29 protein-coding genes are annotated in these 26,750 nt (G+C 55.5%); 11 read left to right on the top strand and 18 right to left on the bottom strand.

Annotation, left to right across the window (positions count from 1 at the left end; all coding sequences use genetic code 11):
• Positions 1 to 110: 110 nt before the first annotated feature.
• A complete protein-coding gene (gntT, locus tag ACMGGP_RS04230; protein ID WP_010258995.1) occupies positions 111 to 1,427 on the top strand; it encodes a gluconate transporter in 1,317 nt (438 codons plus the stop codon).
• Positions 1,428 to 1,625: 198 nt separating this feature from the next.
• Here the strand turns inward: gntT and ACMGGP_RS04235 are convergent, their stop codons facing one another.
• Entirely contained in the window at positions 1,626 to 1,871 is a 246-nt protein-coding gene (locus ACMGGP_RS04235) for a hypothetical protein (protein WP_010258994.1), read from the bottom strand.
• Between the two features lie 256 nt (positions 1,872 to 2,127).
• Between ACMGGP_RS04235 and ACMGGP_RS04240 the strand changes: the two genes are divergently transcribed.
• The 3 genes from ACMGGP_RS04240 to ACMGGP_RS04250 all read left to right on the top strand — a co-directional run bounded on the left by ACMGGP_RS04240 (position 2,128) and on the right by ACMGGP_RS04250 (position 4,036).
• A complete protein-coding gene (locus ACMGGP_RS04240) occupies positions 2,128 to 2,211 on the top strand; it encodes a small membrane protein YohP (RefSeq protein ID WP_019105993.1) in 84 nt (27 codons plus the stop codon).
• Between the two features lie 957 nt (positions 2,212 to 3,168).
• A complete protein-coding gene (cspE, locus tag ACMGGP_RS04245; protein ID WP_006118399.1) occupies positions 3,169 to 3,378 on the top strand; it encodes a transcription antiterminator/RNA stability regulator CspE in 210 nt (69 codons plus the stop codon).
• A 226-nt stretch (positions 3,379 to 3,604) separates the two neighbouring features.
• Entirely contained in the window at positions 3,605 to 4,036 is a 432-nt protein-coding gene (locus ACMGGP_RS04250; protein ID WP_010258992.1) for a GNAT family N-acetyltransferase, read from the top strand.
• Here the strand turns inward: ACMGGP_RS04250 and ACMGGP_RS04255 are convergent.
• Entirely contained in the window at positions 4,014 to 5,369 is a 1,356-nt protein-coding gene (locus ACMGGP_RS04255) for an aminotransferase-like domain-containing protein (RefSeq protein WP_425013800.1), read from the bottom strand. The genes ACMGGP_RS04250 and ACMGGP_RS04255 overlap by 23 nt on opposite strands.
• 120 nt (positions 5,370 to 5,489) lie before the next feature.
• On the opposite strand from ACMGGP_RS04255, the gene ACMGGP_RS04260 reads away from it, so the two are divergent.
• The 6 genes from ACMGGP_RS04260 (at position 5,490) to tatE (ending at position 10,151) form a co-directional block, all read left to right on the top strand.
• Positions 5,490 to 6,458 (top strand): substrate-binding domain-containing protein, encoded by a 969-nt coding sequence (locus tag ACMGGP_RS04260; RefSeq protein ID WP_425013801.1) that lies wholly within the window; start codon positions 5,490 to 5,492, stop codon positions 6,456 to 6,458.
• The gene (locus ACMGGP_RS04265; protein ID WP_498798202.1) at positions 6,455 to 7,246 is read left to right on the top strand and encodes a deaminated glutathione amidase; all 792 of its coding nucleotides are present in this window, start codon (positions 6,455 to 6,457) and stop codon (positions 7,244 to 7,246) included. Before ACMGGP_RS04260 ends, ACMGGP_RS04265 begins: the two co-directional genes overlap by 4 nt.
• 22 nt (positions 7,247 to 7,268) lie before the next feature.
• On the top strand, positions 7,269 to 8,156 hold the full coding sequence (locus ACMGGP_RS04270) for an ABC transporter substrate-binding protein (protein WP_061704241.1): 888 nt from the start codon (positions 7,269 to 7,271) through the stop codon (positions 8,154 to 8,156).
• Positions 8,153 to 9,088 carry an amino acid ABC transporter permease gene (locus tag ACMGGP_RS04275; protein ID WP_498798203.1) on the top strand — a complete coding sequence of 312 codons (936 nt, stop codon included), beginning with the start codon at positions 8,153 to 8,155 and terminating at the stop codon, positions 9,086 to 9,088. Before ACMGGP_RS04270 ends, ACMGGP_RS04275 begins: the two co-directional genes overlap by 4 nt.
• The gene (locus tag ACMGGP_RS04280; protein ID WP_498798204.1) at positions 9,085 to 9,855 is read left to right on the top strand and encodes an amino acid ABC transporter ATP-binding protein; all 771 of its coding nucleotides are present in this window, start codon (positions 9,085 to 9,087) and stop codon (positions 9,853 to 9,855) included. The genes ACMGGP_RS04275 and ACMGGP_RS04280 overlap by 4 nt, the downstream gene beginning before the upstream one ends.
• 92 nt (positions 9,856 to 9,947) lie before the next feature.
• On the top strand, positions 9,948 to 10,151 hold the full coding sequence (gene tatE / locus ACMGGP_RS04285) for a twin-arginine translocase subunit TatE (protein WP_010671272.1): 204 nt from the start codon (positions 9,948 to 9,950) through the stop codon (positions 10,149 to 10,151).
• Between the two features lie 112 nt (positions 10,152 to 10,263).
• Here the strand turns inward: tatE and lipA are convergent, their stop codons facing one another.
• From lipA to leuS, 13 genes are all read right to left on the bottom strand, one after another.
• Positions 10,264 to 11,229 carry a lipoyl synthase gene (lipA, locus tag ACMGGP_RS04290; RefSeq protein ID WP_010258979.1) on the bottom strand — a complete coding sequence of 322 codons (966 nt, stop codon included), beginning with the start codon at positions 11,227 to 11,229 and terminating at the stop codon, positions 10,264 to 10,266.
• Between the two features lie 169 nt (positions 11,230 to 11,398).
• The gene (gene lipB, locus ACMGGP_RS04295) at positions 11,399 to 12,058 is read right to left on the bottom strand and encodes a lipoyl(octanoyl) transferase LipB (protein ID WP_498798205.1); all 660 of its coding nucleotides are present in this window, start codon (positions 12,056 to 12,058) and stop codon (positions 11,399 to 11,401) included.
• A gap of 80 nt (positions 12,059 to 12,138) precedes the next feature.
• A complete protein-coding gene (gene ybeD, locus ACMGGP_RS04300) occupies positions 12,139 to 12,402 on the bottom strand; it encodes a DUF493 family protein YbeD (RefSeq protein WP_003854030.1) in 264 nt (87 codons plus the stop codon).
• A 100-nt stretch (positions 12,403 to 12,502) separates the two neighbouring features.
• Positions 12,503 to 13,765, bottom strand: a complete 1,263-nt coding sequence (gene dacA / locus ACMGGP_RS04305) for a D-alanyl-D-alanine carboxypeptidase DacA (protein WP_498798206.1) — start codon at positions 13,763 to 13,765, stop codon at positions 12,503 to 12,505.
• Between the two features lie 80 nt (positions 13,766 to 13,845).
• A complete protein-coding gene (gene rlpA / locus ACMGGP_RS04310; protein WP_498798207.1) occupies positions 13,846 to 14,943 on the bottom strand; it encodes an endolytic peptidoglycan transglycosylase RlpA in 1,098 nt (365 codons plus the stop codon).
• Between the two features lie 10 nt (positions 14,944 to 14,953).
• Positions 14,954 to 16,072: a peptidoglycan glycosyltransferase MrdB gene (mrdB, locus tag ACMGGP_RS04315; RefSeq protein ID WP_022626056.1), complete on the bottom strand. Its 1,119-nt coding sequence runs from the start codon at positions 16,070 to 16,072 to the stop codon at positions 14,954 to 14,956.
• A gap of 2 nt (positions 16,073 to 16,074) precedes the next feature.
• Positions 16,075 to 17,979: a peptidoglycan DD-transpeptidase MrdA gene (gene mrdA, locus ACMGGP_RS04320; RefSeq protein WP_010258971.1), complete on the bottom strand. Its 1,905-nt coding sequence runs from the start codon at positions 17,977 to 17,979 to the stop codon at positions 16,075 to 16,077.
• A 34-nt stretch (positions 17,980 to 18,013) separates the two neighbouring features.
• Positions 18,014 to 18,484 carry a 23S rRNA (pseudouridine(1915)-N(3))-methyltransferase RlmH gene (gene rlmH / locus ACMGGP_RS04325; RefSeq protein WP_010258969.1) on the bottom strand — a complete coding sequence of 157 codons (471 nt, stop codon included), beginning with the start codon at positions 18,482 to 18,484 and terminating at the stop codon, positions 18,014 to 18,016.
• Positions 18,485 to 18,487: 3 nt separating this feature from the next.
• Positions 18,488 to 18,805: a ribosome silencing factor gene (rsfS, locus tag ACMGGP_RS04330; RefSeq protein ID WP_010258968.1), complete on the bottom strand. Its 318-nt coding sequence runs from the start codon at positions 18,803 to 18,805 to the stop codon at positions 18,488 to 18,490.
• Positions 18,806 to 18,897: 92 nt separating this feature from the next.
• The gene (gene nadD, locus ACMGGP_RS04335; RefSeq protein ID WP_022626055.1) at positions 18,898 to 19,542 is read right to left on the bottom strand and encodes a nicotinate-nucleotide adenylyltransferase; all 645 of its coding nucleotides are present in this window, start codon (positions 19,540 to 19,542) and stop codon (positions 18,898 to 18,900) included.
• Entirely contained in the window at positions 19,535 to 20,566 is a 1,032-nt protein-coding gene (gene holA / locus ACMGGP_RS04340; protein WP_010258966.1) for a DNA polymerase III subunit delta, read from the bottom strand. Before holA ends, nadD begins: the two co-directional genes overlap by 8 nt.
• Positions 20,563 to 21,162: an LPS assembly lipoprotein LptE gene (gene lptE / locus ACMGGP_RS04345; protein ID WP_010258965.1), complete on the bottom strand. Its 600-nt coding sequence runs from the start codon at positions 21,160 to 21,162 to the stop codon at positions 20,563 to 20,565. Before lptE ends, holA begins: the two co-directional genes overlap by 4 nt.
• A gap of 14 nt (positions 21,163 to 21,176) precedes the next feature.
• Positions 21,177 to 23,759, bottom strand: a complete 2,583-nt coding sequence (leuS, locus tag ACMGGP_RS04350; RefSeq protein ID WP_010258964.1) for a leucine--tRNA ligase — start codon at positions 23,757 to 23,759, stop codon at positions 21,177 to 21,179.
• A gap of 222 nt (positions 23,760 to 23,981) precedes the next feature.
• Here leuS and ACMGGP_RS04355 point away from each other — a divergent pair, with 222 nt between their 5' ends.
• The gene (locus tag ACMGGP_RS04355) at positions 23,982 to 24,464 is read left to right on the top strand and encodes a zinc ribbon-containing protein (protein ID WP_010258963.1); all 483 of its coding nucleotides are present in this window, start codon (positions 23,982 to 23,984) and stop codon (positions 24,462 to 24,464) included.
• A 58-nt stretch (positions 24,465 to 24,522) separates the two neighbouring features.
• Here the strand turns inward: ACMGGP_RS04355 and ACMGGP_RS04360 are convergent, their stop codons facing one another.
• From ACMGGP_RS04360 to ACMGGP_RS04370, 3 genes are read right to left on the bottom strand one after another with little or no spacing between them, the layout of a single operon-like run.
• On the bottom strand, positions 24,523 to 25,248 hold the full coding sequence (locus ACMGGP_RS04360) for an amino acid ABC transporter ATP-binding protein (RefSeq protein ID WP_010258962.1): 726 nt from the start codon (positions 25,246 to 25,248) through the stop codon (positions 24,523 to 24,525).
• Positions 25,249 to 25,926, bottom strand: a complete 678-nt coding sequence (gene gltK / locus ACMGGP_RS04365) for a glutamate/aspartate ABC transporter permease GltK (protein ID WP_010258961.1) — start codon at positions 25,924 to 25,926, stop codon at positions 25,249 to 25,251. It lies immediately after the preceding gene.
• Positions 25,926 to 26,666, bottom strand: a complete 741-nt coding sequence (locus tag ACMGGP_RS04370; RefSeq protein ID WP_010258960.1) for an amino acid ABC transporter permease — start codon at positions 26,664 to 26,666, stop codon at positions 25,926 to 25,928. The genes gltK and ACMGGP_RS04370 overlap by 1 nt, the downstream gene beginning before the upstream one ends.
• Positions 26,667 to 26,750: the final 84 nt, after the last annotated feature.

Genomic DNA, 26,750 nt, shown 5'->3' on the forward strand with positions numbered 1-26,750 from the left:
GTTTGTCGGGATGTGTAAACATCTTACAGCGCACTGTTTTGTAGCCCTCAGGGGATCATGATAATAAACCGACACTGAATGATGTTCAGTGCACAAGGTGGAGAAAAGCTATGCCATTACTCTATGTGGCGATTGGCGTCGCGTTACTGCTGCTGCTGATGATTCGCTTTAAGCTTAATGGATTTATCGCGCTGATCCTGGTGGCGCTGGCGGTCGGTGTGATGCAGGGCATGCCGGTTAATAAAGTGATTACCTCAATCAAAGCGGGCGTGGGTGGCACACTGGGCAGCCTGGCGCTGATCATGGGCTTTGGTGCCATGCTCGGTAAATTGCTGGCCGACTGCGGCGGTGCGCAGCGTATTGCCACCACCCTGATTGAAAAATTCGGCACTAAGCATATTCAGTGGGCGCTGGTGCTGACCGGTTTTATCGTCGGATTTGCGCTGTTCTATGAAGTCGGCTTTGTACTGATGCTGCCACTAGTGTTCAGCGTTGCGGCGTCGGCACGTGTGCCGCTGCTCTATGTCGGGGTGCCGATGGCGGCTGCCCTGTCAGTGACGCACGGCTTTCTTCCGCCGCATCCTGGCCCGACCGCAATCGCGACGCTGTTTAACGCTGACATGGGTAAAACGCTGCTGTTTGGTACGCTGCTGGGTATTCCTACGGTGATTCTGGCGGGTCCGGTCTACGCCCGCTTCCTGAAAGGCATCGACAAACCGATTCCTGAGGGTCTCTATAACCCGAAAACCTTTACCGAGGCGGAAATGCCGGGGTTTGGCGTCAGCGTCTGGACGGCACTGGTACCTGTGGTGCTGATGGCGCTGCGTGCGGTGGCAGAGATGCTGCTGCCTAAAGGCCATGTGCTGCTGCCCTATGCGGAGTTCTTTGGCGACCCGGTGATGGCGACACTGATTGCGGTGCTGATTGCAATCTTCACCTTTGGACTGAATCGCGGCCGTACGATGGAACAGGTCATGGATACCCTGACCGACTCGATCAAAATCATCGCCATGATGTTGTTGATCATCGGCGGTGGTGGTGCCTTCAAACAGGTGCTGGTGGATAGCGGCGTGGATAAATACATTGCCAGCATGATGCATTCTACTCAGCTGTCGCCAATCTTTATGGCCTGGTCGATTGCCGCGGTGCTGCGTATTGCTCTGGGTTCTGCCACGGTAGCGGCCATTACCGCCGGGGGAATTGTGGCACCGCTGATTGTTACCAGCGGCGCCAGCCCGGAACTGATGGTCATCGCCGTAGGGTCCGGTAGCGTGATCTTCTCGCACGTTAATGACCCGGGCTTCTGGCTGTTCAAAGAGTATTTCAACCTGACGATTGGCGAAACCATCCGCTCTTGGTCGGCGCTGGAAACCATTATTTCGGTCTGTGGTCTGGTGGGTTGCCTGCTGCTCTCCTGGGCGATTTAACCTCTGGCCGCTGGCAAGCCTGCCAGCGGCTCTCCGCTTTCGCGTTTCTCCCGCTGCCTCTTTGAGCTTTGAACATCCCGTCGCGCTTGCTGCCCCTGTTGCCGGTTAAACCGGAAAGGCGGGATGTGCGGGACAGACAGCATAAAAAAGGCCGCAAGGTGCGGCCTGACAGAGAAGATTCAGTCTGAATCTGCCACGTTAATGAGGCGGTTCAAAACCGGCTTTCACCATCTGTTCCCGCAGCGCGTGTGCAATGTCACGGTTGCCACCGGTAACGGGGTAGATAACGTTATTCACCACATCATCAAGGTAGTGCTCGTCAAACTCCTGCAGAGAGAGCTGCGTGCCGCCTTCATCGTTGATGGCGAAAGTCCCTTTGATGTGGTTACCGCTGTTTTTTGCCTTGAGGCTGTAGCGGCCCATGCTGGTATTAATCGTGCTCATAAGATCTCCTCGCGACTCATTTTCAATCTCATCACTCTTGAGGCCTGCCTTGCCGCCTAAATTTTAGCCAGGAGTGTTCTGTAAAACGAAGAAAGAGAGCCGTTAAAAAGTGGTGTTGCGATCGTTATCTCAGAATTTAAATAAAGCTCAGGGTTGATGAACTTATGACCAGTTGAGCCGTAAGTGAAGCGGCAGGGCGCATTTTCCTGTCTATAATGCTTACAGGAAAAGTGTTTAATTGGTGAGGGGAAAGGAAATGAAAATTATTCTGTGGATTATTGCGATCATTTTTATCGTTGGCTTACTGACCCTGACAGGGGTGTTCAAACTGATTTTCTGATATCTGTTAACGCTTCAGCAACAGCGGGCACCTAATCAGGTGCCCGCAATGTTTTCTGGCTGGCCAACAGAGCGTCTGTAATGGGATCCATCGGCGTATTGGGCAGCAGATCCTGTGAGCCCAGAGGTTTCTTACAGTATGCGCAGCAGGCACCATGAAAGTTTCGCTGGCCCTCGCGGTAATCAGTAAAAACGAATCGGGCGCTTCCACATTGACCGCAACGTATCTTCATCACCATCCTGTGTCTCACCCTCCTTTTACTCAGCATTAACGGATGCCTGTGCCTGACAGGTTAAGCGGACTTTATCTATTGCGCGGCAATATTATTTCGCACTGCGATAAGAAAAGTAGTTTCTTATACTTTTGATTGTTTGTTGCCAAATGCGCATTCGGCCACTAAAAAGCATTTCATTGATCCAGATCAGTGTTTATTAGTTGTTGGCTAAAATATCCGCGAATAGCCTGCCATGACTGATGATAATTGCACAGCCGACTCATTTTTTTTGGCGAGGGAGCGGGATCTGCGCCAGTGAATTTAAGATTTATCGTACAATAAATAGCCACTGGCAGGACGCAGGCCTGAAAAAGCAGAAAAACGGGTTTAAGGTCATGGGACTTACCGTCTGGATGATAGAAAAAAAATGTCCTTTTAGCGGCGTAAACGTCATTAAGAACAGGAATATATCTTAATCAGATTTTTCTTTTTAACGTCAGTAACGTAACCGCTTAAAATTAAAAAGGGTTTCGTTTCCAGCAGGTTAGCGACCGATACCCGCTCTGCGCCTGATACGCGTTGAGCGATGTTTCGCAAGTCGAAAAGCAGGAAAGTGTGATGGATGTACAGAATGTCGATATTTATCACTTTTTCATCAAATCATGCTGGACAAATCCCTCAGCAATTGCTGTACTAGACCCCGACACAGTTTAGTGTCCATTTTTCATGTAAAGGTAATATAGATGTCTAAGATCAAAGGTAACGTTAAGTGGTTTAATGAATCTAAAGGATTCGGTTTCATTACTCCTGAAGATGGCAGCAAAGATGTATTCGTACATTTCTCTGCAATCCAGAGCAACGGCTTCAAAACTCTGGCTGAAGGTCAGCGCGTAGAGTTTGAAATCACCGACGGCGCTAAAGGCCCATCTGCTGCTAACGTTATCAGTCTGTAAGTTAACAGTCAGAATTCTAAAAACCCGCCTTATGGCGGGTTTTTTTATGGCTGTAATCTGCGCTTCATCCCCCCTGTCGTACTCTCACTCTCGGCGTGTTGCCGCACAAACTGCGCGGCGGTTCACACTAAATAACCGTAACATATTTATAACAACCCGATATGCAGCTTTTTGGCTTGCGACGCTATATAACTGTGCGACAGAACCCGGTGAGTGAGGAGGCAGGATGAACATACGTCAGGCAGAGTTGAAAGACAGTTTTGCGTTGAGTGCATTACTGAGCGAGTTAGGCTACGGCGGCACTGAAAGCTTCATTGAACAGCGCCTGGCGCAGTTATGCAGCGATCCCAGTGAAGCGCTGTTGGTGGCTGAACATGGCAGTCAGGTGCTGGGGTTTCTCTCCTTACATTTTATTCCTCAGCTGGCGCTGGCCGGTGATTTCGCCCGCATCAGCTATTTCTGCATTGCAGAAGGTGAGCGCAGTAAAGGCGTCGGCCAGCAGCTGATTCAGCATGCTGAAATGCTGGCGGCTCGTCGTGGCTGCGATCGCATGGAAGTCCATTGCCATCAGTCACGTCTCAAGGCGAACCAGTTCTACGCCCGTGAAGGCTATGTTGAATCCCCCTGTTATCTCATCAAAGATCTGCAAGCGAGTTAAATTCCCGTCCGCTGGCGATGACCAGCGCCCCGGCAATCATCTCCCGCTGTTCATCCCTGAGGCTGGCGATACTGACGCGAATAAATTGGGTTGGGCCGAGCCGACAGCGCTCGCCTGGCACGACCGCAATACCGCGGGCAGCCAGCGTGATCATGGCAAACTGCTCTGAAGTCACCGGAATATAGAGGCTTAATCCGTCGCGAAGCGGCAGATCAAGCCCACGCTGTGCCAGCGCCGCGAGCAACGCTTCACGCCGTTGCCGGTAGGTCGCGCGTGCGGTGGCGATCTGCCGTTGCGTTTCCTCATCCTCCAGCAGCCACGCCACCGCATCCTGCAGAATGCGGCTGGTCCAGCTGACGCCAAAATTTCGCCATGACTGAATGCGCCTGACCATCTCCGAGGTGGCAGAGAGCACTGCCAGCCGCAGGTCCGGTCCATAGGCTTTGGAAAACGAACGGACGTGCAGCGTGCGTTCAGGAAAGATTGAACCCAGGCTCCAGCTCGCCTCCGCGGAGAGATCGCCAATACCATCATCCTCAACGATCAGTGTGTTGCTCTGTTGCAGAACCTGCGCCATTGCCTGACGTCGCGCCGGGCTGATGCTGTTCCCGGTGGCCGAGTGGGTGCGGGGCTGATAGATCAACATTACCGGTGCCTGCTCCAGCAGAAGAGAAAGAACCTCTGGCAGCGGGCCTTGATCATCACACGCCAGCGGCAGAATCTCTGCGCCGACGTTATCCAGTATATCGAGCAGCCGGGTCGCGGTCGGATCTTCAATAATCACGCGGTCTCCCGGCGAGACCAGGGTTTGCACCAGCAGATTCATCGCGTCAAAACCGCCATCTGTCGCCAGAAACGCCTCTGCAGCATAGGGCCAGCGCGGCGCGATCGCCTGAAGCAGCGGCGCGGAAATCGCCTCACGGGTGTAGCTGTTGAGCTGCGGTGAGTGCAGGGCCGCCTGCAGCGCACGCTGCAGGTCAGGCAGCAGGGCGGGGTCGGGCGCGGCGAGGGTCAGATCGGCGCGGATGTTATCACCGTAGTTGCCGATCTTCTCAAAGCGAATCGGACGCGGCATCACCGTATTACTACTGACCCAGACACCACTGCGCCCCTTGCCCGCCAGCACTTTCTGCTTTCTGAGTTGCGCCCAGGCAGCAGAAACGGTTGCCGAGCTGACACCCAGCTGCTCCGCTATCTCCCGCACCGCAGGCATCTGCATACCTGTCGCGATCTGTCCGTCACGAATCAGCGCGGAGGCTGCCTGTGCAATGCCTTTCACTGAAGGCGATTTTATCTGGCTGCAAAACCAGTTGAGGTCGACGCTCTCTGTCATAAGAAAATACTTTGTTCAGTAACAAATTAATGATTGTTCAGGTAAGTATTCCGGATCTAGTATCAAATTCAAGCACTATTTTATGCCCCGTCCCGACGGTGCAGCGTAAACGGAGAGATCATGGCAAGGCTACTCATCAGACTGGCGGTACGCGACTGGGACTACTTCACCCCGCTGGCGCTGGGCGATATCAGACCAGAAGGTTTTGAACTGCAGATCGACCGCGTCGGCACGCTGGTGAATGATCTGGCGACCAGCCCCGACTATGACGCGGGCGAAGTCTCCTTCAGCCGCTATGCTCAGGGCCGGGCCAGAGGAGACGAAACACTGCTTGGCCTGCCACACTTCCTGATGCGCGGCTTCCGCCAGCGCTGCATTATCACCACCAGCAGCAGCCCCATCACCACGCCTGCGCAGCTGAAAGGTAAGATAATCGGCGTCACCGGCTGGCAGGATTCGGGCAATACCTGGACACGCACGGTGCTGCGTGAAGCAGGCGTCGAAATCGATGATGTGTTCTGGTATGCCGGTCGTCTTACTGCCGATCATCCGATTGTCGATCGGCTGGCGGGATTTGGCCGCCCGGGCCGCATTGAACCCGCGCCTGACGAACGACCGCTGATAGAGATGCTGCAGGCGGGTGAGCTGGATGCCATCTTCACGCCATTTATGCCGGAGGGCTTTTTCCTGCCGGGTTCGGGATTACGTCAGCTGCAGACCGATTTTTATCAGGCGGAGCGGGACTACTTTAATCGTGTCGGCTATGTGCCGGGCATCCACATTCTGGCGCTGAAACCGGCACTGGCGGCGGAGCATCCGTGGCTGCCTGCGGCGTTAAGTGAGGTCATCGATCGCTCTTACCGGCTGTGGATGCAGAAAAGAGAGAAATATGCCGACACCACGCCGTGGCTGCTGGACGATTTGCGACGCACTGCGCAGGAATTGCCCGCTGACTGGAATCAGAATGGTTTTAGCGTTAACAGAAAGATGATTGCGGACTTTGGTCGCGAGCTCTATGAGCAAGGGCTGACTCACCAGGTACTGACGCCGGAAGCAATGTTTCCGGCCGCTGCGGGAGAAGAGAAATGATGAAAGTAGCACTGGGACAATTTGCGGTGAGCCGCGAATGGCAGGAGAACGCCCGTATCTGTCTGGACTTAATGCAGCGGGCGACAGAAGGTGGCGCCGATCTGCTGGTACTGCCGGAAGGGGTGCTGGCACGTGATATAGCCGACCCCGATTTAGTGCTGAAGGCGGCGCAGCCGCTGGATGGCCCTTTTCTGAGCCAGCTGCTGGCCGCCAGCAAGCACACTGCGCTGACCACCATGATGAGCATTCACGTTCCCACCGGCGAGCAAAAAGCGCTCAACGTGCTGGTAGCGATCCGCAACGGTGAGATCATCGCCGCCTATGAAAAGCTGCATCTGTACGATGCCTTTGCGATGCAGGAGTCGCAGCGGGTCAATCCCGGCCACGTCATTCCGCCGCTGATTGAGGTCGCGGGTATGAAAGTCGGATTAATGACCTGCTATGACGTGCGCTTCCCTGAGCTGGCGCGTCGGCTGGTGCTGGATGGTGCAGAGGTGCTGGTGCTGCCTGCCGCCTGGGTTAAAGGTCCGCTGAAAGAGATGCACTGGGAACTGCTTACCCGTGCCCGCGCGCTGGAGAACACCTGCTATATGGTGGCGGTGGGGGAGTGTGGCCCGCGCAATATCGGCAACAGTCTGGTGGTCGATCCGCTGGGCGTAGCGGTGGCGAATGCGGCGGAATCGCCGGCGCTGCTGTTTGCCGATCTCGATCCTGAGCGCGTCGCCTATGCCCGCCGGGTTCTGCCGGTACTGGAAAACCGGCGCTTTGCCCGTCCCGAACTCAACTGATCCGCTGAACCAGGAATCCATTATGACGAAGAGAGCAACCGCCTTAATCGTGGCGCTGGGGCTGACTGCATCCCTGGCGCAGGCTGCCGACGCTATTCCGGTGCAAAAAGTTGACCAGGCCCTGCATGACAGGCTGCCGGATGAGATCAAAAAATCGGGCAAAATGATTTCAGTGAATAACGGTTCATTTCCGCCCTATGAAATTGTGAATGGCCCGCACTCAATGGAGGGCGCGTCGGCCGAATTAACGACTGCACTGGCACAACTGCTGGGTGTGAAGATCGAGCATGCGACGGTGAGTGGTTTATCGGGCGTACTCACCGGCATCAATGCGGGTCGTTATCAGCTGGCAATTGGGCCGATTGGTGATTATCCGGACCGTCAGCAGAAAGTGGATTTCATCGATTTTGTGCAGGAGTTCGTGGTGTTCGGCGTGCAGAAGGGCAATCCAGCCAGAATCAATCAGCTGGACGACACCTGCGGCAAGCGCATTGCCGTTATGGCCGCTGGCTCTGCGGAACAGGTTATCCGTAAGCAGTCAGACCGGTGTGTGGCCGACGGGAAACCGGCCGTGACGGTGCAGGCCTTTACCGATCAGCCTTCATCAATTCTGGCGGTACGCTCTAAACGCTCCGATGCGTTCTTCTCATCACAGGCGCCGCTGACTTACTTTGTTAATCAGGCGAAAGGGCAGCTTGAGCTAGCGGGCAAAGGGCAGAAAAACGGCTTTGGCGATATTTTCCAGGGCACGGTGGTGCCGAAAGGCTCGCCGCTGGGTCAGGTGGTGCTGGATGCCTACAAAGAGCTGTATCAGAACGGGACGTATGCGGCCATCATGAAAAAGTGGCAGCTTGAGGGCAACATGACCACCGCACCCGGACTGAATCTGGCGAAAGAGGCCAGCAAATGAGCCCGCCGCGCCATCTGCACAGCGGCGAGGCACAGCTGCGCGACGTGGCGTTCGCTCGCAGCGCCCCCACTTACGGACGCTGGATCAGCTGGATTTTAGTACTGGTGATCGGCACCAATCTATTGTGGCTGGTGGCGACCAACCCTAATTTTGAATGGCAGGTGGTACTCAAGTGGTTTACTGAAGGATCCGTGCTCAAAGGGTTGCAGGTCACTCTGGGGCTGACAGTGGTGTCGATGGTGCTCGGCACGCTGCTCGGTCTGCTGCTGGGTGTCTGGCGGCTCTCTGAGAACCGGTTGCTGCGCGGCATTGCCGGACTCTATATCTGGTTCTTTCGAGGCACGCCGCTGCTGGTACAGCTGATCTTCTGGTACAACCTTTCTACGCTGTTTCCGGCGCTGTCGCTGACGCTGCCGTGGACCGATATCACGCTGGCCAGCTGGAATACCAACGATCTGATTACGCCGCTGACAGCTGCTATTGCCGGGCTGGCGCTGAATGAAGCGGCCTATATGGCGGAAATTATTCGCGCCGGTCTGCTGTCGGTGGATAACGGTCAGGTAGAGACCACACAGGCCTTTGGCATGAGTCGTTCACGGGCGCTGCGGCGCATCATTATTCCGCAGGCGATGCGGTCGATTATTCCGCCCACCGGCAACCAGCTGATCAGCATGATCAAGGCGACGTCGCTGGTCAGCGTGATCGCAATGGGCGATCTGCTCTATTCGGTGCAGGCCATCTACAACCGTACCTTCGAGATCATCCCGATGCTGATGGTGGCGGTGATCTGGTATCTGCTGATCACCTCGATCCTCAATCTGGGCCAGTCCGCCATCGAGCGTTACTACGCGCGTGGCACTCGTCGGGTGGCCAGCGCCCCCAGACGCGCCGCCGTCGCGGCTAACGTGCAACCCCAGCAGGAGGAACAATGAGTCAGCGTGAACCCCTGGTCTGCGCCCGCAATGTGCAGAAGAATTACGGCGACAATCAGGTTCTGAAAGGGATCGATCTGGATGTCTGGCCCGGTGAAGTAGTGGTGATCCTCGGGCCATCTGGTTCCGGTAAATCCACGTTTCTGCGCTGCATCAATCATCTTGAAGAGATGAACGCCGGATCGATTCGGGTCGGCGATGAGCAGATCGGGTATGTACTTAAAGGGCATGTGCTGCACCGGTTGTCGCCACGCCAGATCGCCCGTCAGCGCCAGAAAATTGGCATGGTGTTTCAGCAGTTCAATCTCTACCCCCATATGACCGTGCTGCAGAACATCACTGAAGCGCCCATCGGCGTGCATAAATTCCCGCGTCAGGAGGCGTTGGTCCATGCCCGATCGCTGCTGGCGACGGTGGGGTTAAGCGATAAAGCGGACGCCTGGCCACGTCACCTGTCGGGCGGACAGCAACAGCGTGTGGCGATTGCGCGGGCGCTGGCAATTAAGCCGCAGCTGATGCTGTTTGATGAGCCGACCTCCGCGCTCGATCCGGAACTGGTGGGCGAAGTGCTGGCGACCATGCGTACCCTGGCCGACCAGGGATTAACGATGATCGTGGTGACTCATGAGATTAGCTTTGCGCGGGAAGCCGCCGATCGCGTGGTTTTTATGGATGGGGGGGTGATGGTGGAGCAGGGCACGCCTGAAGAGGTGATCGCGAATCCACAGCATCCGCGCACCCAGGCGTTCCTGAGTCGCTTCATCTGAGATCTTACTCTGTTACAGATTCCAGTTGTCGCCGCAGGCAAACTGCGCGTAAATATCAGTCACCGTGATTCGATAAAGTTGAAAGGTTAAATATGGAAGGTATCAGTATTGCCAAGCTGCTGATTATCGGTGCGCTTATCGTACTGCTTTTTGGTACCAACAAGTTGCGCTCACTGGGTGGCGATCTGGGCTCCGCAATCAAGGGCTTTAAAAAAGCCATGAAAGATGAAGATACCAGCGCAACCCGAACTGCGGCTGAAGACGTGCCGGCAGAACGCGTCGTTCATAAAGATTAATCGGTTATTTGCTGCAAATAACTGTTACTTTTTATTTCAGGCACAGATAAAAAAACCAGACTGTTTCCAGTCTGGTTTTTTGTTTTTCGGGCTTCCTGAAGCAAAAGCGTGCTTATTTCACTTCTTCGCCTTTGGCCTGCATATCCGCATGATAGGAAGAGCGGACAAACGGACCGCACGCGGCATGGGTAAAGCCCATCGCCATCGCTTCTTCTTTCATCTCATCGAACTCAGCCGGGCTGACGTAGCGCTGAACTGGCAGGTGGTGGCGGCTCGGCTGCAGATACTGGCCCAGCGTCAGCATGGTGACACCATGGCGACGCAGATCGCGCATCACTTCAACGATTTCGGCATTGGTTTCGCCCAGGCCCACCATCAGACCCGATTTTGTCGGGATGTGAGGATGCGCCTCTTTGAAACGTTCAAGCAGCTTCAGTGACCACTCGTAGTTCGCGCCCGGACGCACCTGGCGGTAGACGCGCGGTACGTTTTCCAGATTGTGGTTAAACACATCCGGTGGCGTCGCGGTGAGAATCTCCAGCGCGCGATCCATACGGCCACGGAAGTCCGGCACCAGCGTTTCGATTTTGATCGTCGGATTTTTTTCGCGAATCGCGCTGATGCAGTCGGCAAAGTGCTGTGCGCCACCATCACGCAAATCATCGCGGTCAACCGAGGTGATCACCACGTAGCGCAGGCCCATATCGGCAATCGTCTGCGCCAGTTTAGCGGGTTCGTTAGCGTCAGGGGCATTGGGGCGGCCATGTGCCACATCGCAGAACGGACAACGACGTGTACAGATTGCGCCAAGGATCATAAAGGTGGCGGTGCCGTGGTTGAAGCATTCGGCGAGGTTAGGGCAGGATGCCTCTTCACAGACTGAGTGCAGCCCGTTTTTGCGCATCGCGGCTTTAATGCCCTGAATACGACTGGAGTCAGCTGGCAGCTTGATTTTCATCCATTCCGGCTTACGCAACATCTCCTGCCGTTCAACAGCCACGGTTTTCACCGGGATCAGCGCCATTTTGTCTGCGTCACGATATTTGACGCCGCGTTCCATCTGAATTGGTTTACTCATAAATCAGCAGGTTCCGGTCGGATTGCGATTTGAAAGCGTTCCCACTCAAACCGGGAAGGCTGCTTTCAACTTTATTTGAAAAAAGTGCAAAAATTATATCATCACATCGCCTGCGAAGCAGCCACAGTCAGCGCGGATAAGTTACATATTTGTAAATTCGCATTCTGCGTTAAGGTTTAACAGGGAGATCCCCTGAAATCCATTCAACATTTTCATAACCTGACAGCCGTGCAAACGCGCTGACCAGCGGAGAGTGTACCTGCTCCGTCGTCACCTCTGGCTGGAAATTTTTCAACTGGGTCATGCTCATGCCGGCGTAACCACAGGGATTGATGCGCAGGAAGGGCGACAAATCCATAGCAACATTCAGCGCCAGACCGTGAAACGAGCAGCCTTTACGGATGCGTAATCCCAGTGAGCAGATCTTCTCTTCCCCGACGTAGACGCCAGGTGCATCAGCACGGGCGCGGGCGCTGACGCCAAACTCTGCCAGGGTGGCGATAACCGTCTCTTCCAGAATGGTCACCAGCTGGCGTACGCCGAGCTTACGGCGTTTCACATCGATCAGGACGTACATCACCTGCTGTCCTGGCCCGTGATAGGTGACCTGACCCCCACGGTCACTCTGCACCACCGGGATCTCGCCTGGCATCAGCAGATGCTCTGCTTTGCCCGCCTGACCCTGAGTGAAGACCGGAGGATGTTCAACCAGCCAGATTTCATCTAGACTCTGGTCGTTGCGCTGGTCGGTATAGTGATGCATGGCGTCGGAGACAGATTGCCAGTCGCGCAGACCTGACTGGCGGACAAGAAGAGTTTCAACTGACAAAACGATAGCCCGCTAAAGGAAATAACGCTGAGGATAACGTCGGCAAACCGTCAGGCAGAGGCGCCTTGCCGACCCGTAAATTACAGTACCATCCGCACAATTTCGATGTTGCCCAGCTCTTCGTACAGGCGTTCTACCTGCTCGATGTGGGTGGCGGTGATAGTGATGTTGACGGAGTGATAGTTGCCTTTGCTGCTCGGCTTAACTTCAGGGCTGTAGTCGCCTGGCGCATGGCGTTGCACCACTTCAACCACTTGATCAACCAGCTCCGGTTGTGCCAGACCCATTACTTTGTAGGTAAATGGGGTAGGAAATTCGAGCAGCTCATTCAGTTTGGTTTTCATATTAACTCCGGTGCATAAAAAACAGGCTCCCGCCTGAGCGGGAGCAACATAATATCGTGTAATGGGGGCGAAGGGGTGATTTTTCAATCACCCGCTACGCTTAACCGAACCAGTGATGGAACATCAGCTTGATGTAATCAACGATACGGCCAAAGAAACCTCCTTCAGAGATCTCGTTCAGCACCACCAGCGGACGCTGTTCGATAGTCTTGCCATCCAGCTGGAAGTTGATGCTGCCGACCACCTGATTTTTCTTCAGTGGTGCATGCAGTTCCGTGTTGGTCAGCACATAGCTGGCTTTCAGATCTTTCATGCGGCCACGTGGGATGGTCAGGTAAGCATCTTTTTCCACGCCCAGCTGCACACGGTCGTTATCGCCGAACCAGACTGGCTCAGAGGCGAACTCTTTGCCCGCTTTCAGTGGCGCCACGGTTTCAAAGAAACGGAAGCCCCAGGTGAGCAGTTTCTTACTCTCAGTTTCACGGCCTTTGTAGGTATGACCGCCCATGACTGCGGAGATCAGGCGCATCTGGCCTTCAGTCGCAGACGCCACCAGGTTGTAACCGGCAGAGTTGGTGTGACCGGTTTTGATGCCGTCCACATTCAGGTTGGTATCCCACAGCAGACCGTTACGGTTCATCTGACGGATATTATTGAAGGTGAACTCTTTCTCTTTATAGACAGCATACTCTTCCGGCACGTCACGGATCAGCGCCTGACCGATCAACGCCATATCGCGCGCGGAGCTGTACTGACCTTCCGCGTCCAGACCATGAACGGTCTGGAAGTGGGTATTCTGCAGGCCAATCGCTTTGACGTAGTTGTTCATCAGATTAACGAACGCATCCTGGCTGCCAGCGACATAGTCAGCCATTGCAACACAGGCGTCGTTACCGGACTGCAGCACAATCCCACGGGTCAGCTGAGAAACCGGCACGCGGTCGCCTGGCTTCAGGAACATCAGCGAGGAGCCTTTGAAAACCGGGTTGCCGGTCGCCCAGGCATCCGGGCCGACGGTGACCATATCGTCCTGATGAATTTTACCCGCTTTAACGGCCTGACCAATGACATAGCTGGTCATCATCTTGGTCAGACTGGCAGGATCGCGGCGTGCATCGGCATTTTTCTCTGCCAGCACTTTGCCTGAGTTGTAGTCGATAAGGACGTACGCTTCGGCATCAATGTCCGGCACGCCCGGAATCATGGTCTTGAGATTGACGTCATCAGCAATAGCAGCATGGCTGAGAGAGAAAGCGATCAGTGATCCCACTGTCAGGCGTTTCAGCAAACGAGATGATTTCAGCGTGTTCATGAGTAGGACTACAACATCCGTGAGTTTGAGGTTGAAAATGTCACTCATCATACTCAATGCCAGATTAACTGGCACCGGGCGTGATGATTGGGTTGTTAGCAGACGTAACGTGCAGCTGTCTGATAAACGGTTCAGCGACGCGTGTTAGTAATAAATGAGGCGGCCTGGCCTTCACTGCTCAGACGCTGTTGCAGCGCTGCCGCTTCGGCGCGGGAGGCGTAACCGCCGAGCTGAACGCGATACACATTGTTGCCCGCGTCTTCTACCTTACCGGGCACGCCATAACGCTGGCTCAGGCTTTTCATCATCTGCTGGGCACGCGCCGGGTCATTCAGCGCACCGACCTGCACCACATATCCGTCGGCACCACCATTGATGGCTGCAGGCGCGGCGCTGGCTGCTGCGGGAGCCGCATTGCTGACTGCCGGTGCGGAACTGGCGGGTGCGGCGGCTGGCGGTTCGTTACCTTCCAGTACGCCGGTTGCTAATGGCTGGGGTGCACCAAGAAAGCCGCTGCTCTGCACCGGCGCGCCCATGTTGTCACCGCTTTGCAGCGTACTGTTGCTGATGGCCTCAACATTTTGCGCAGGCGGCTCTGAGGGTGCTGCGCTGCCGCCGTTCATCACCGCGCCACCACTCAGGTCCGGACGGGCAGGCAGAGAGTAGCTCTGTTTTGCCACGACGGTCCCGATGGTGCCGGGGCCAGAGAGCGAACCGTCTGGGGCGACCTTGATGTAATCAACCCGCACGCGCGAATTGTTGGAGATATTCAGGCGGTCACCGGCAGCCCGCGACAGGTCGATAATGCGTCCTGGCGTGTAAGGGCCGCGATCGTTAACGCGCACCACAATCTGACGGCCATTCGCGATATTGGTCACGCGCACATAGCTCGGCAGCGGCAGAGTAGGGTGGGCGGCAGTCAGCGCATCAGGATCGTAGGCTTCGCCGGTAGCGGTGCGGTTGCCCTGCGCCTCTTCACCGTACCAGGTGGCGAGGCCGACTTCACTGTAGTTCGACGGATCTTTGATGACGCGATAATTTTTGCCGTTCACGCTGTAATCCTGGCTTGTGCCTGGATTGATCGGCTCATAACGTGGCTCAACGCCTGGAATCTCCACCACCGGTCCATTGTAAGCCGGTTGCGGCGGCGCCGTATTTTGGGGTTCCGGCGTGGTACAGGCCGCCAGAACCAGTGATGCCAGTGCAACGCCAAGCCATTCCTTACGCATCTGCAGCCTCTTAGACACTTTTAGATAACATTTTTCGGTGAGTGTGGATCGACATCACAATGCCAAATCCCGCCATAAGCACGATAAGCGCGGAGCCGCCATAACTGACCAGCGGCAGCGGCACGCCAACTACCGGTAAGATACCACTAACCATGCCAATGTTAACGAAAACATAAACGAATAAAATCAGCATTAAACCGCCCGCCATTACCCGGCCAAAGGTGGTCTGCGCCCGGGCTGCCACAACCAATCCCCGCATGATCAGCAGCAGATAAAGGGCCAGCAGCAGCAGCACGCCAACCAGGCCTAACTCTTCAGCCAGAACCGCAAAGATAAAGTCGGTATGACGTTCCGGCAAAAACTCCAGCTGAGACTGGGTGCCCTGCAGCCAGCCTTTACCGCGCAGGCCTCCTGAGCCAATAGCAATTTTCGACTGGATAATGTGATAACCGGCACCCAGCGGGTCCGTTTCCGGGTCGAGCAGCATCATCACGCGGTCACGCTGATAATCGTGCATCAGGAAAAACCACAAAATCGGGATAAAGGCGGCGACCAGCAACACGGCTACGCCAATCAGTTTCCAGCTCATACCCGAGAGGAACAGCACAAACAAGCCGGAGGCGGCAATCAGAATTGAGGTGCCGAGATCGGGCTGTGCCGCCACCAGCAGGGTGGGCAGGAAGATCAGAATCAGCGCAATGCCGGTATTTTTCAGCGTCGGCGGACAGACATCGCGGTTGATAAAGCGCGCCACCATTAAAGGCACCGCTATCTTGGCAATCTCAGAGGGCTGAAAACGCACAAAGCCGAGATCGAGCCAGCGTTGAGCGCCTTTACTGATCTGCCCAAAGGCATCCACCGCCACCAGCAGAATGACGCAGACAATATAAAGATAGGGCGCCCAGCCTTCATAGACGCGCGGCGGTACCTGCGCCAGCACAATCATGATGACCAGCCCCATCGCGATCTGACCGAGTTTACGCTCCATCATGCCGGGGTCCTGACCACTGGCGCTCCAGATCACCACAGCGCTGTAGGTCAGCAGGCCGAGAATGATCAGCATAAACAGCGGATCGATGTGGATGCGCATCCAGATCGAACGTTTCTGCGGACTATCTTGCATCGACATGTTTATTCACCTTCATAACCGGGCGGCACAGGAGCGGCGTCCGGCAGGACTGTATTGTTATCACCCAACATAATGTGATCCAGAATCTGGCGCATGACGGTGCCGACAGCCGGACCGGCGCCACCGTTTTCCAGGATAATGGTCACGGCGACCCGAGGTTTGTCATAAGGGGCAAACGCGGTCATTAATTTATGGTCGCGTAATCGTTCAGCAATTTTATGGGCGTTATAGGTTTCGTTCTCTTTCAGGCCAAAGACCTGAGCCGTACCGGACTTAGCGGCGATTTTATAGGGCGCATCGGCGAAGCTCTTGTGCGCGGTGCCGTTGGGCCGGTTCGCCACGCCATACATGCCATCTTTGGCAATTTCCCAGTAGCCGGAATGGATATCACCAATCGGGGCTTCAGGCGGCTGGCGATAGGGCACCAGGGTGCGGCCTTCGCGGGTGGCGCGCAGCATATGGGGCACCTTGACGACGCCGTCGTTGATCAGAATCATCATCGCTTTGTTCATCTGCAACGGCGTGGCGGTCCAGTAACCCTGTCCGATCCCCACCGGAATGGTATCGCCCTGATACCACGGCTTTTTAAAGCGTCTCTGTTTCCAGTCACGGGTCGGCATGTTACCGGCGCTCTCCTGCGGTAAATCGATGCCGGTACGGCTGCCGTAACCAAATTTATTCATCCACTCCGACAGCCGGTCGATACCCATGTCATAGGCAACCTGATAGAAGAAGGTATCGGCAGACTCTTCCAGCGCTTTGGTGACGTTCAGACGTCCGTGGCCCCATTTTTTCCAGTCGCGGAAGCGTTTTTCTGAACCAGGAAGTTGCCACCAGCCGGGATCAAACAGGCTGGTATTACGGTTAATCACGCCAGCACTCAGGGCAGAGACCGCCACATAAGGTTTAACCGTCGAAGCCGGTGGATAGGCAGCCTGAATCGCACGGTTATAGAGCGGACGGTTTTCATCTTCCAGCAGGCCGCGGTAATCCTTACTGGAAATACCGTCGACAAACATGTTGGCGTCATAGCTTGGCGTTGAGACCATGGCGAGGATTTCGCCGGTGCGCGGATCGCTGACCACGACGGCCGCGCGACTGCCCGCCAGCAGGGTCTCGACATATTGCTGCAGTTTGAGATCGATAGTCAGATAGATATCACGGCCTGCCTGAGGGGACTCCTCATGCAGCTGGCGAATGACCCGGCCACGGTTGTTGACCTCAACCTCTTCAAAGCCGGTTTTGCCGTGCAGCAAATTTTCGTAATAGGCTTCAATGCCCAGCTTACCGATGTCGTGCGTCGCGGCGTAGTTAGGCCATATGCCCTCTTTGTCGAGGCGTGCAACGTCACGATCGTTGATTTTTGAGACGTAGCCGACCACATGCGTCAGCGTGGCACCGTAAGGGTAGTAGCGGCGCTGGTAACCTTTAACTTCCACGCCGGGGAAGCGGTACTGATTGACCGCAAAGCGCGCGACCTGCACGTCATTCAGACCGGTTTTAACCGGGATAGAGGTGAACCGACGCGAGCGTTTACGCTCTTTCTGGAAGTTTTCGAGGTCGTCGTCAGTCAGCTCAAGAATCGGGCGTAAGTTTTCCAGGGTCTGTTGCAGATTATCTACTTTTTCCGGAACCAGTTCTGCCTGATAGATGGTGCGGTTCAGCGCCAGCGGCGTGCCGGTACGATCGTAAATTATGCCGCGGCTGGGGGCCACAGGCACCAGTTTGATACGGTTCTGGTTGGAGCGGGTGCTGTAATCATCAAAGCGAAGGATCTGCAGGTGGTAAAGGTTAACCACCAGTACTGAAGAGAGCAGTAAGATACCGACGAAGGCGATAAAGGCCCGACGGACAAAGAGTTTCTGTTCGGCGCTGTAATCGCGAAAGGCGTTGCTTTGTAATTTCATCCGCTACTTGTCATGTCTGATGTGGGCTGATCGGTCATTCACGATGATAAGGATGATTTGTCGTTATGCTCCAGGCCCGATACAGACTTTCGGCTACCAGCACGCGCACCAGCGGATGGGGCAACGTCAATGCTGACAGTGACCAGCTCTGCTCTGCCGCCGCTTTACAGGCGGGGGCCAGGCCTTCAGGCCCGCCAATCAGCAGGCTGACATCGCGACCATCCAGCTTCCAGCGTTCAATCTGCTGTGCCAGCTGCGGGGTTTCCCACGGATGACCAGGAATATCCAGCGTAACGATGCGATTGCCTTTGCCGACCGCCGCTAACATCGCTTCACCCTCTTTTTCAAGAATGCGTTTGATATCAGCATTTTTACCGCGTTTACCTGCGGTCACTTCGGTCAGCTCAAGCGGCATATCTTTCGGGAAGCGGCGCAGATATTCCATAAAACCGGTCTGCACCCAGTCAGGCATTTTCGTGCCGACGGCAACAAGTTGCAGTTTCACCGATTAGCCCCAGAGTTTTTCCAGCTCATACAGCTGGCGACTCTCTTCCTGCATCACATGCACGATGACATCACCCAGATCGACCACGACCCAGTCTGCCGCGCTTTTACCTTCAATGCCTAATGGCATCAGGCCTGCTAAACGCGACTCCTGCTCTACGTGTTCTGCGATCGAAGTCACATGACGCGTGGAGGTGCCGGTGCAGATGATCATGAAATCGGTGATGCTGGATTTGCCCTGAACGTCGATGGTGACAATGTCCTGGCCTTTGAGATCATCAATCTTATCAATAACGAACTCTTGGAGTGCTTTACCTTGCAAAAGGTTCCCCTTGGAATCTGGTGGTAACGAGCCGGCTGTAAGCCCGGAGAGTGCAGCCAAAAAATTAAGCGGCGTAGTATAGCATACCCGGATCAGTCGCGATATAAGCCTTCGCGGTCGATATAATCGATAACCGCAGCGGGCAACAGATCGTCGCAGGGCTGATTCTGGTGGCGACGGCGGCGAATTTCAGTGGCCGAAATGTCATAGAGAGGGGTGTCCGCCAGCCAGATATGGCCTGCGGGCTGCTGATGCAGCTGCCGGATATCCTGAGCGAGGTGTTGCTCAAGCCAGCGCTGCATGTCAGGCGAGTCGAACCGGGTCGGATAGCCGGGGCGCTGGCACACCAGCAGATGGCAGAGTGACAGCAGATCCTGCCAGCGATGCCATTTTGATAAGCTCAGCAATGAATCCTGACCAATAATAAATCCCAGCGGTTGCTCTGCACCGCGTTCGGTGCGCCAGGCTTCCAGGGTGGTCACGGTCCAGGACGGCGTGTCGCGTTCCAGCTCGCGGGTATCGATCTCAAACAGCGGCAGGTCGCGGATAGCGCAGCGCAGCATAGCAACCCGCTGGGCAGCGCTGGCTTCCGGTTGCGGACGATGCGGCGGCACATTGTTGGGCAGCAGCGTTACACGCTGCAGGCCGGTCTGTTGCGCCAGCGCTTCGACCGGGCGCAGATGGCCAAAATGAATCGGATCAAAGGTGCCGCCAAACAGTGCGTGTAACTCAGACATGGGCAAAGCTCGTCGGAAAAGCACGACTGCTGAGCAGCAGCGTCAGGGTCTGTAACTGCGGCCACACCGGCTGTCCATAATCCTGCTTCAGGGTGATTTCAATCTGACTCAGCAGATGAATGGCGCGTTGCAGACGCGTGGCATCCAGTCGTTGCAGCGCGTCGGTAAACAGCGCGCGGCGGTTCTGCCAGATGCGCTGCTGATCCATCAGCGTGCGAAGCGGCTGCGCTGTCTGGTGGCGTTGCAGATGCAGCAGCGTCAGCAGATCACGCTGCAGCGTACGCAGCAGTATCACCACTTCGCTCTCTTCTTTCTCCAGCTGATGCAGAATATGCAGGGCGCGGCGGCTTTTTCCCGCCAGCAGGGCATCCACCCAGTGGAAAGGAGTAAAGTGCGCGGCATCACTGACCGCCTCTTCAACCCGGGGCAGGGTCAGCTTGCCGTCGGGCCACTGCAGCGAGAGCCGCTCCAGCGCCTGCGCCAGCGCCAGCAGATTGCCTTCATAGCAGTAACACAACAGTTGCACGGCCGCGTCATCTACCGATAACTTCAGCGCCTTAGCACGATTAACGACCCAGCGTGGCAGTTGCGCCTGTTCAGGCGTCTGACAGGGCACCAGTACCGCAGAGGCGGACAACGCTTTAAACCAGGCGCTGTTTTCCTGCGCTTTGGTCAGCTTCGCCATCCGGCAGATCAGCAGAATATCGGCGTGCAGCAACTGCGACAGCTTAACCAGCTGTTCTGCCATCGCGGCGTTAGGGCCATTATCGGGAAATTGCAGCGTCATGGTCTGACGCTGAGCAAACAGGCTCAGTGACTGGCAACTGACGAACAGGCTCTCCCAGTCAGTCTGTGCATCCAGCGTAAAACTAAAATGTTCTTCGAATCCCTGCGCGGTTGCGGCGACGCGAATCGCATCTGAACTTTCCTGCAGCAGCAGCGGTTCGTTACCGGCTAACAAATAACAGGCGCGCAGCCCCTCACGGAGCTGCGCGCTGAGTTGCTCAGGATAAATCCTGATCATTGCAGGCTGGTAGCAGAGGAAGTGGGCGCTTCCTGTGAACCCTGACCCGGCACCGGAATCACTGACGCCGGTAAGGTCTCTTTGCTGTTGATCTGCGCGGCGTGTACCGTCAGCAGTTTACGTACCAGCTGTTCAGCAGCACGCTGACGCATCTCCTGCGTAATCAGATCCTGCTCGGCATCTTTTGCCAGCGCAGCGTTCGGGTTATCGAAGAATGACCGATAAACCGTGGTGCTGATAGGATAGATACCTTTGCCCGGCAGCAGCACCTGTGCGGTGAGGGTCATCACCAGCTGATACTCGGCAGTGGTGCCGCTGATAAAGACCGAAGCCGTGTTACGGCCCGAGGATTCAGGCCCCAGGCGCAGCGTTGGAATATCGGTGCGATTCTGTTTGCTGTCTTCAACAATTTTGACATCGTTGATACGCAGCTGCTGACGCACAGTACGCGCCAGCGGCCCATAAGGATCGCCGGTTGAAACAATCAGGGTTTTCAGTTCGCTGGGCACCTGAGTGGTGCCGCGCGGATGAAAACCACAGCCAGCGGTGATCACCACCGCCAGCATGACAAACAGCCTGATAATCGGATGTCGCACAGTTCCTCCTGAACTTAACCTACGACCAGGTTAAGCAGTTTGCCCGGTACATAAATGACTTTACGGATAGTCACGCCGTCCAGATACTTCGCTACCAGATGCTCCTGCGCAGCGCGTGCCTGAACCTGTTCCTGTGTTGCATCGGCTGGCACGGTGATTTTACCGCGCACTTTACCGTTAACCTGAACCACTACCAGCAGCGAATCTTCAACCATAGCGGCTTCATCCGCAACCGGCCAGCTCGCTTCATCGATAGTGCCTTCGCCACCCAGCGTCTGCCACAGAACATAGCAGGCGTGCGGGGTAAACGGATAGAGCAGACGGACGATGGCCAGCAGCGCTTCCTGCATCAGGGCGCGATCCTGCTCGCTTTCCTGCGGGGCGCGTGCCAGTTTGTTCATCAGCTCCATGATCGCCGCAATGGCGGTGTTGAAAGTCTGACGACGGCCAATATCATCCGCCACTTTGGCGATGGTTTTGTGCAGATCGCGACGCAGCGATTTCTGCTCGTCATTCAGGCTCTCCACATCCAGTGCCACGGTCGCACCTTTCTGTGTATGCTCGAAGACCAGCTTCCAGACACGTTTCAGGAAGCGGTTCGCCCCTTCAACGCCCGACTCCTGCCACTCCAGCGTCATATCCGCCGGTGAAGCAAACATCATAAACAGACGCACGGTATCCGCGCCGTAACGCTCAACCATCAGCTGTGGGTCGATGCCGTTGTTTTTCGACTTCGACATTTTGCTCATGCCCGCGTAGATCACTTCGCGGCCCTGCGTGTCTGTGGCTTTAACAATGCGGCCTTTCTCATCCCGCTCAACCTCAACGTCAACCGGTGAAACCCAGTTACGCTCGCCGTTGGCACCAAGGTAGTAGAAGGCGTCAGCCAGCACCATGCCCTGGCACAGCAGACGTTTGGCTGGCTCATTGGAGTTCACCAGGCCCGCGTCACGCAGCAGCTTGTGGAAGAAGCGGAAATACATCAGGTGCATGATGGCGTGTTCAATACCGCCCACATACTGATCGACCGGCAGCCAGTAGTTTGCCGCTGCCGGATCCAGCATGCCTTCCTTGTAGCTGGCGCAGGTATAACGCGCGTAGTACCAGGAAGACTCCATGAAGGTGTCAAAGGTGTCGGTTTCACGCAGGGCTGGCTGGCCGTTTACCGTGGTTTTAGCCCACTCCGGATCCGCTTTGATTGGGCTGGTAATGCCATCCATCACCACATCTTCCGGCAGGATCACCGGCAACTGGTCTTCTGGTGCAGGCATAACGGTGCCATCTTCCAGCGTCACCATCGGGATAGGGGCACCCCAGTAGCGCTGACGGGAGACACCCCAGTCGCGCAGGCGGTAGTTCACTTTACGCACGCCCACGCCTTTTGCCGCCAGCGAATCCGCAATGGCGTTAAAACCGGTGGCGTGATCCATGCCGTTAAACTCACCTGAGTTGAACAGCGCACCTTTGTCAGTCATCGCCGCGATGCTGACATCAGGAATGGAACCATCCAGATTCAGGATGACCGGCTTAATCGGCAGATCATATTTAGTGGCAAACTCCCAGTCGCGCTGATCGTGCGCCGGAACCGCCATCACAGCACCGGTGCCATATTCCATCAGTACGAAGTTGGCAACCCAGACCGGGATAAGCTCGCCGGTCAGCGGATGAACAACAGACAGGCCGGTCGCCATGCCTTTCTTCTCCATGGTCGCCATATCGGCTTCAGCCACTTTGGTATTGCGACATTCAGCGATAAAGTCAGCCAGCGCCGGATTATTGACCGACGCCTGGGTCGCCAGCGGATGGCCTGCGGCAACGGCAACATAGGTTGCGCCGATAAAGGTATCCGGGCGGGTGGTGTAGACAGTGACCTTCTCTTCGCTGTCAGCCACATCGAAGGTGATTTCGACACCTTCAGAGCGGCCAATCCAGTTACGCTGCATGGTTTTGACCTGCTCAGGCCACTCTTCCAGCGTATCCAGATCGTTCAGCAGCTCCTCCGCATAATCGGTGATTTTGATAAACCACTGCGGGATCTCTTTACGCTCAACTTTGGTGTCGCAGCGCCAGCAGCAGCCGTCGATCACCTGCTCGTTCGCCAGCACCGTCTGATCGTTCGGGCACCAGTTCACGGCAGAGGTCTTTTTATAGACCAGGCCTTTTTCATACAGTTTGGTAAAGAACCACTGTTCCCAGCGATAGTACTCTGGCTGGCAGGTTGCCAGTTCACGACTCCAGTCATAGCCAAAGCCCAGCAGTTTGAGCTGGTTTTTCATGTAGGCGATGTTGTCGTAAGTCCACGGCGCCGGAGCGGTGTTGTTTTTCACCGCAGCGCCTTCCGCAGGCAGGCCGAAAGCATCCCAGCCAATCGGCTGTAGTACGTTTTTGCCGAGCATACGCTGATAACGCGCGATTACGTCGCCGATGGTGTAGTTACGAACGTGGCCCATGTGCAGGCGGCCAGAAGGATAGGGCAACATGGAGAGGCAATAGTATTTCTCTTTACCTTCCTGCTCAGTCACTTTAAACGTTTCGTTTTCATCCCAGTGCTGCTGCACACGGGATTCAATTTCTTCCGGGCGGTATTGCTCTTGCATGGCTGCCTGTGGTCCTTTATGAAAAACATTTTTCTGGCTCTAAGATCCGCATAGCATACCCATAAGGCCGCGTATCAACAACACTTCCCACTTTTGCCGGCACGATTTCTGCCGAAAGCGTCAGAGCCTTCACCCTTTTGTAATTCACTGTACAGACGACACGGCAAAAGCAACATTACGACTAAACTTAGTTCAGCGAGGGTCTGCATAAAGGAGAACAAAATGAATAAAGTGGCTCAGGAATATCGCGAGTCGTTAGCCGTATTGACCGAACGTCTTCGTCAGGGCGATCGTAACCTTGATGAGCTGATTGCCGGGCGACGAAGCCAGTTGCTGGTGCGTGATGATATGACGGAACAGGAGATTGACCAGGCGCTCAGCTCAGTGCGCCGTGATCTGGGCGAGTTTGCACGCAGCTACACCGATGTGGAAGAACCGCTGGCGGACTCACTGTTTATGCGCATCATCCGCGAGAGCGTCTGGAAAGAGCTGGCGGATATCACCGATAAAAGTCAGCTGGAGTGGCGAGAGGTCTTCCAGGATCTGCATCATCACGGGGTTTATCAGAGCGGGGAAGTGGTGGGGCTGGGCAATCTGGTCTGTGAGAAATGCCAGTTCACCCGGGCAATCTACACGCCTGAAACGCTGTCACGTTGTCCGGAATGCGGCAACGATCAGTTCCAGCGTCAGCCGTTTGAACCCTGATAGTGCGGCGTAGCTAAATGAAGCGGGCCACCCTGGGTGACCCGCCTGTTCGTCAGGTTTAGTGCAGGATTTTTGCGAGGAAATCTTTAGCGCGCTCAGACTGTGGGTTATTAAAGAAGTCATCTTTGTTGGTGTCTTCGATAATTTTCCCTTCATCCATAAAGATCACGCGATTGGCAACCTTACGGGCGAAGCCCATCTCATGGGTCACCACCATCATCGTCATCCCTTCCTGTGCCAGTTCAACCATCACATCCAGCACTTCGTTGATCATTTCCGGATCCAGCGCGGAGGTGGGTTCATCAAACAGCATCGCGATAGGGTCCATGCAGAGCGCTCGCGCAATCGCCACACGCTGCTGCTGACCACCTGAGAGCTGGCCGGGAAACTTCTCAGCATGGGCGGAAAGACCCACACGCTTCAGCAGCTTCAGCCCTTTATCGCGGGCTGCCGCTTTGTCGCGCTTCAGCACTTTCACCTGCGCCAGAACCAGGTTGTTGATAATGCTCAGATGCGGAAACAGCTCGAAGTGCTGGAACACCATCCCGACCTGGCTGCGAAGCTGCGCAAGATTAGTCTTTTTGTTATTCACCTCGGTGCCGTTCACCGCAATCACGCCCTGCTGAATCGGCTCAAGGCCGTTCACCGTTTTGATCAGCGTTGATTTACCGGAGCCGGACGGGCCGCACACCACCACCACTTCACCGGTTTTGACGTCGGTTGAGCAGTCGGTCAGCACCTGAAAGTGACCATACCACTTAGAAACATTTTTCAGGCTAATCATTTAAACCGTCCTTTTTCTTTTTAGATAGCTGACCAACAGCGATGCGCTCAGGCTGATAACGAAGTAGACAAGACCTGCAAACAGAACCATTTCAACCTGGGTGCCATCACGCTCACCAATGGTGGACGCGGTACGGAAGAAGTCCGCCAGGCTTAAGACATAAACCAGCGAGGTATCCTGGAACAGCACGATACCCTGCGTCAGTAACAGCGGAACCATGGCGCGAAACGCCTGTGGCAGGATGATCAGTCGCATTGCCTGCCACTGCGTCATGCCCAGCGCCAGAGCCGCACTGCCCTGTCCACGCGAGATACTGATGATGCCGGCGCGAATAATTTCAGAGTAGTACGCCGCTTCGAACAGCGAAAAGGCGACCATGGCTGAAATCAGTCGGATATCCGTTTTGGGCGACAGGCCCAGCACCTGCTGCAGAAAACTCGGCACGACCAGATAGAACCACAGCAGCACCATGACCAGCGGCACCGAGCGGAACAGGTTGACGTAAATTTTAGCGAACCAGCTGATAGGCTTAAACGTCGACAGGCGCATCACCGCCAGCAGAGTGCCCCACAGGATGCCGAAGACCACGGCGGTAATCGTGATCTTAAAGGTGATCACTAAGCCATTAAGCAGATAGGGCAGGCTGGGTGTAATCGAACTCCAGTCAAACTCGTACATTACTTGCCTCCCGCATTGCCTGGCAGCCGGACTTTGCGCTCGACCAGACTCATCAACAACATAATCACCAGGTTAATCGCAACGTAGGCCAGCGTAATGGCGGTAAAGGATTCATAGGCGTGGGCAGAATAGTCGAGCAGTTTGCCCGCCTGCGCCGCCATATCGACCAGACCTATGGTGGAGGCGATAGCGGAGTTCTTCACCAGGTTCAGCATTTCCGAGGTCATCGGCGGCACAATCACGCGATACGCATTCGGCAGCAGCACATAGCGATAGGTCTGCGGCAGGGTTAATCCCATCGCCAGACCGGCATTCTTCTGTCCACTCGGCAGTGACTGAATCGCTGCGCGCACCTGCTCGCAGACGCGGGCGGCGGTAAACAGGCCAAGACAGATCATCGAGGAGAGGAAGAACTGAATGTTGGGATCCAGCTCAGACTTAAACCACATGCCAAGCTTTTCGCCCACCAGCTCGGGCGCCACCAGATACCAGAAGAAGAACTGGACGATCAGTGGGATATTACGAAACAGTTCGACATAGCAGGTGCCAATGGTCGACAGCAGGCGATTAGGCACGGTGCGCAGAATGCCGAAAAATGAACCCACGCAGAAGGCGATAATCCAGGCGCAGCAGGAGACGGCAATCGTCACCTGAAAACCGGACCACAGCCAGCCGAGGTAGGTCGTGTTACCGAACGGGGCCTGTTCGAGGAATATGCCCCAGTTCCAATCGATACCCATAACGAGCTCCGGAAAAAAAGGGTAGCTAAGCTACCCTGAAGATTGATGAACGGCGTTTTATTTCCTGACTCAGGGGAACGACCC

Origin of the sequence: Curtobacterium sp. BNK-1 (assembly GCF_048685235.1) — a bacterium.
Lineage (GTDB): Bacteria > Pseudomonadota > Gammaproteobacteria > Enterobacterales > Enterobacteriaceae > Pantoea > Pantoea agglomerans.

Excerpts from the sequence above, each read along its gene's own strand:
- gntT (WP_010258995.1), top strand. The coding sequence starts at position 111 with ATGCCATTACTCTATGTGGCGATTGGCGTCGCGTTACTGCTGCTGCTG.
- ACMGGP_RS04235 (WP_010258994.1), bottom strand. The coding sequence starts at position 1,871 with ATGAGCACGATTAATACCAGCATGGGCCGCTACAGCCTCAAGGCAAAA.
- ACMGGP_RS04240 (WP_019105993.1), top strand. The coding sequence starts at position 2,128 with ATGAAAATTATTCTGTGGATTATTGCGATCATTTTTATCGTTGGCTTA.
- cspE (WP_006118399.1), top strand. The coding sequence starts at position 3,169 with ATGTCTAAGATCAAAGGTAACGTTAAGTGGTTTAATGAATCTAAAGGA.
- ACMGGP_RS04250 (WP_010258992.1), top strand. The coding sequence starts at position 3,605 with ATGAACATACGTCAGGCAGAGTTGAAAGACAGTTTTGCGTTGAGTGCA.
- ACMGGP_RS04255 (WP_425013800.1), bottom strand. The coding sequence starts at position 5,369 with ATGACAGAGAGCGTCGACCTCAACTGGTTTTGCAGCCAGATAAAATCG.
- ACMGGP_RS04260 (WP_425013801.1), top strand. The coding sequence starts at position 5,490 with ATGGCAAGGCTACTCATCAGACTGGCGGTACGCGACTGGGACTACTTC.
- ACMGGP_RS04265 (WP_498798202.1), top strand. The coding sequence starts at position 6,455 with ATGATGAAAGTAGCACTGGGACAATTTGCGGTGAGCCGCGAATGGCAG.
- ACMGGP_RS04270 (WP_061704241.1), top strand. The coding sequence starts at position 7,269 with ATGACGAAGAGAGCAACCGCCTTAATCGTGGCGCTGGGGCTGACTGCA.
- ACMGGP_RS04275 (WP_498798203.1), top strand. The coding sequence starts at position 8,153 with ATGAGCCCGCCGCGCCATCTGCACAGCGGCGAGGCACAGCTGCGCGAC.
- ACMGGP_RS04280 (WP_498798204.1), top strand. The coding sequence starts at position 9,085 with ATGAGTCAGCGTGAACCCCTGGTCTGCGCCCGCAATGTGCAGAAGAAT.
- tatE (WP_010671272.1), top strand. The coding sequence starts at position 9,948 with ATGGAAGGTATCAGTATTGCCAAGCTGCTGATTATCGGTGCGCTTATC.
- lipA (WP_010258979.1), bottom strand. The coding sequence starts at position 11,229 with ATGAGTAAACCAATTCAGATGGAACGCGGCGTCAAATATCGTGACGCA.
- ybeD (WP_003854030.1), bottom strand. The coding sequence starts at position 12,402 with ATGAAAACCAAACTGAATGAGCTGCTCGAATTTCCTACCCCATTTACC.
- dacA (WP_498798206.1), bottom strand. The coding sequence starts at position 13,765 with ATGATGAGTGACATTTTCAACCTCAAACTCACGGATGTTGTAGTCCTA.
- rlpA (WP_498798207.1), bottom strand. The coding sequence starts at position 14,943 with ATGCGTAAGGAATGGCTTGGCGTTGCACTGGCATCACTGGTTCTGGCG.
- mrdB (WP_022626056.1), bottom strand. The coding sequence starts at position 16,072 with ATGTCGATGCAAGATAGTCCGCAGAAACGTTCGATCTGGATGCGCATC.
- mrdA (WP_010258971.1), bottom strand. The coding sequence starts at position 17,979 with ATGAAATTACAAAGCAACGCCTTTCGCGATTACAGCGCCGAACAGAAA.
- nadD (WP_022626055.1), bottom strand. The coding sequence starts at position 19,542 with ATGTCTGAGTTACACGCACTGTTTGGCGGCACCTTTGATCCGATTCAT.
- holA (WP_010258966.1), bottom strand. The coding sequence starts at position 20,566 with ATGATCAGGATTTATCCTGAGCAACTCAGCGCGCAGCTCCGTGAGGGG.
- leuS (WP_010258964.1), bottom strand. The coding sequence starts at position 23,759 with ATGCAAGAGCAATACCGCCCGGAAGAAATTGAATCCCGTGTGCAGCAG.
- ACMGGP_RS04355 (WP_010258963.1), top strand. The coding sequence starts at position 23,982 with ATGAATAAAGTGGCTCAGGAATATCGCGAGTCGTTAGCCGTATTGACC.
- ACMGGP_RS04360 (WP_010258962.1), bottom strand. The coding sequence starts at position 25,248 with ATGATTAGCCTGAAAAATGTTTCTAAGTGGTATGGTCACTTTCAGGTG.
- gltK (WP_010258961.1), bottom strand. The coding sequence starts at position 25,926 with ATGTACGAGTTTGACTGGAGTTCGATTACACCCAGCCTGCCCTATCTG.
- ACMGGP_RS04370 (WP_010258960.1), bottom strand. The coding sequence starts at position 26,666 with ATGGGTATCGATTGGAACTGGGGCATATTCCTCGAACAGGCCCCGTTC.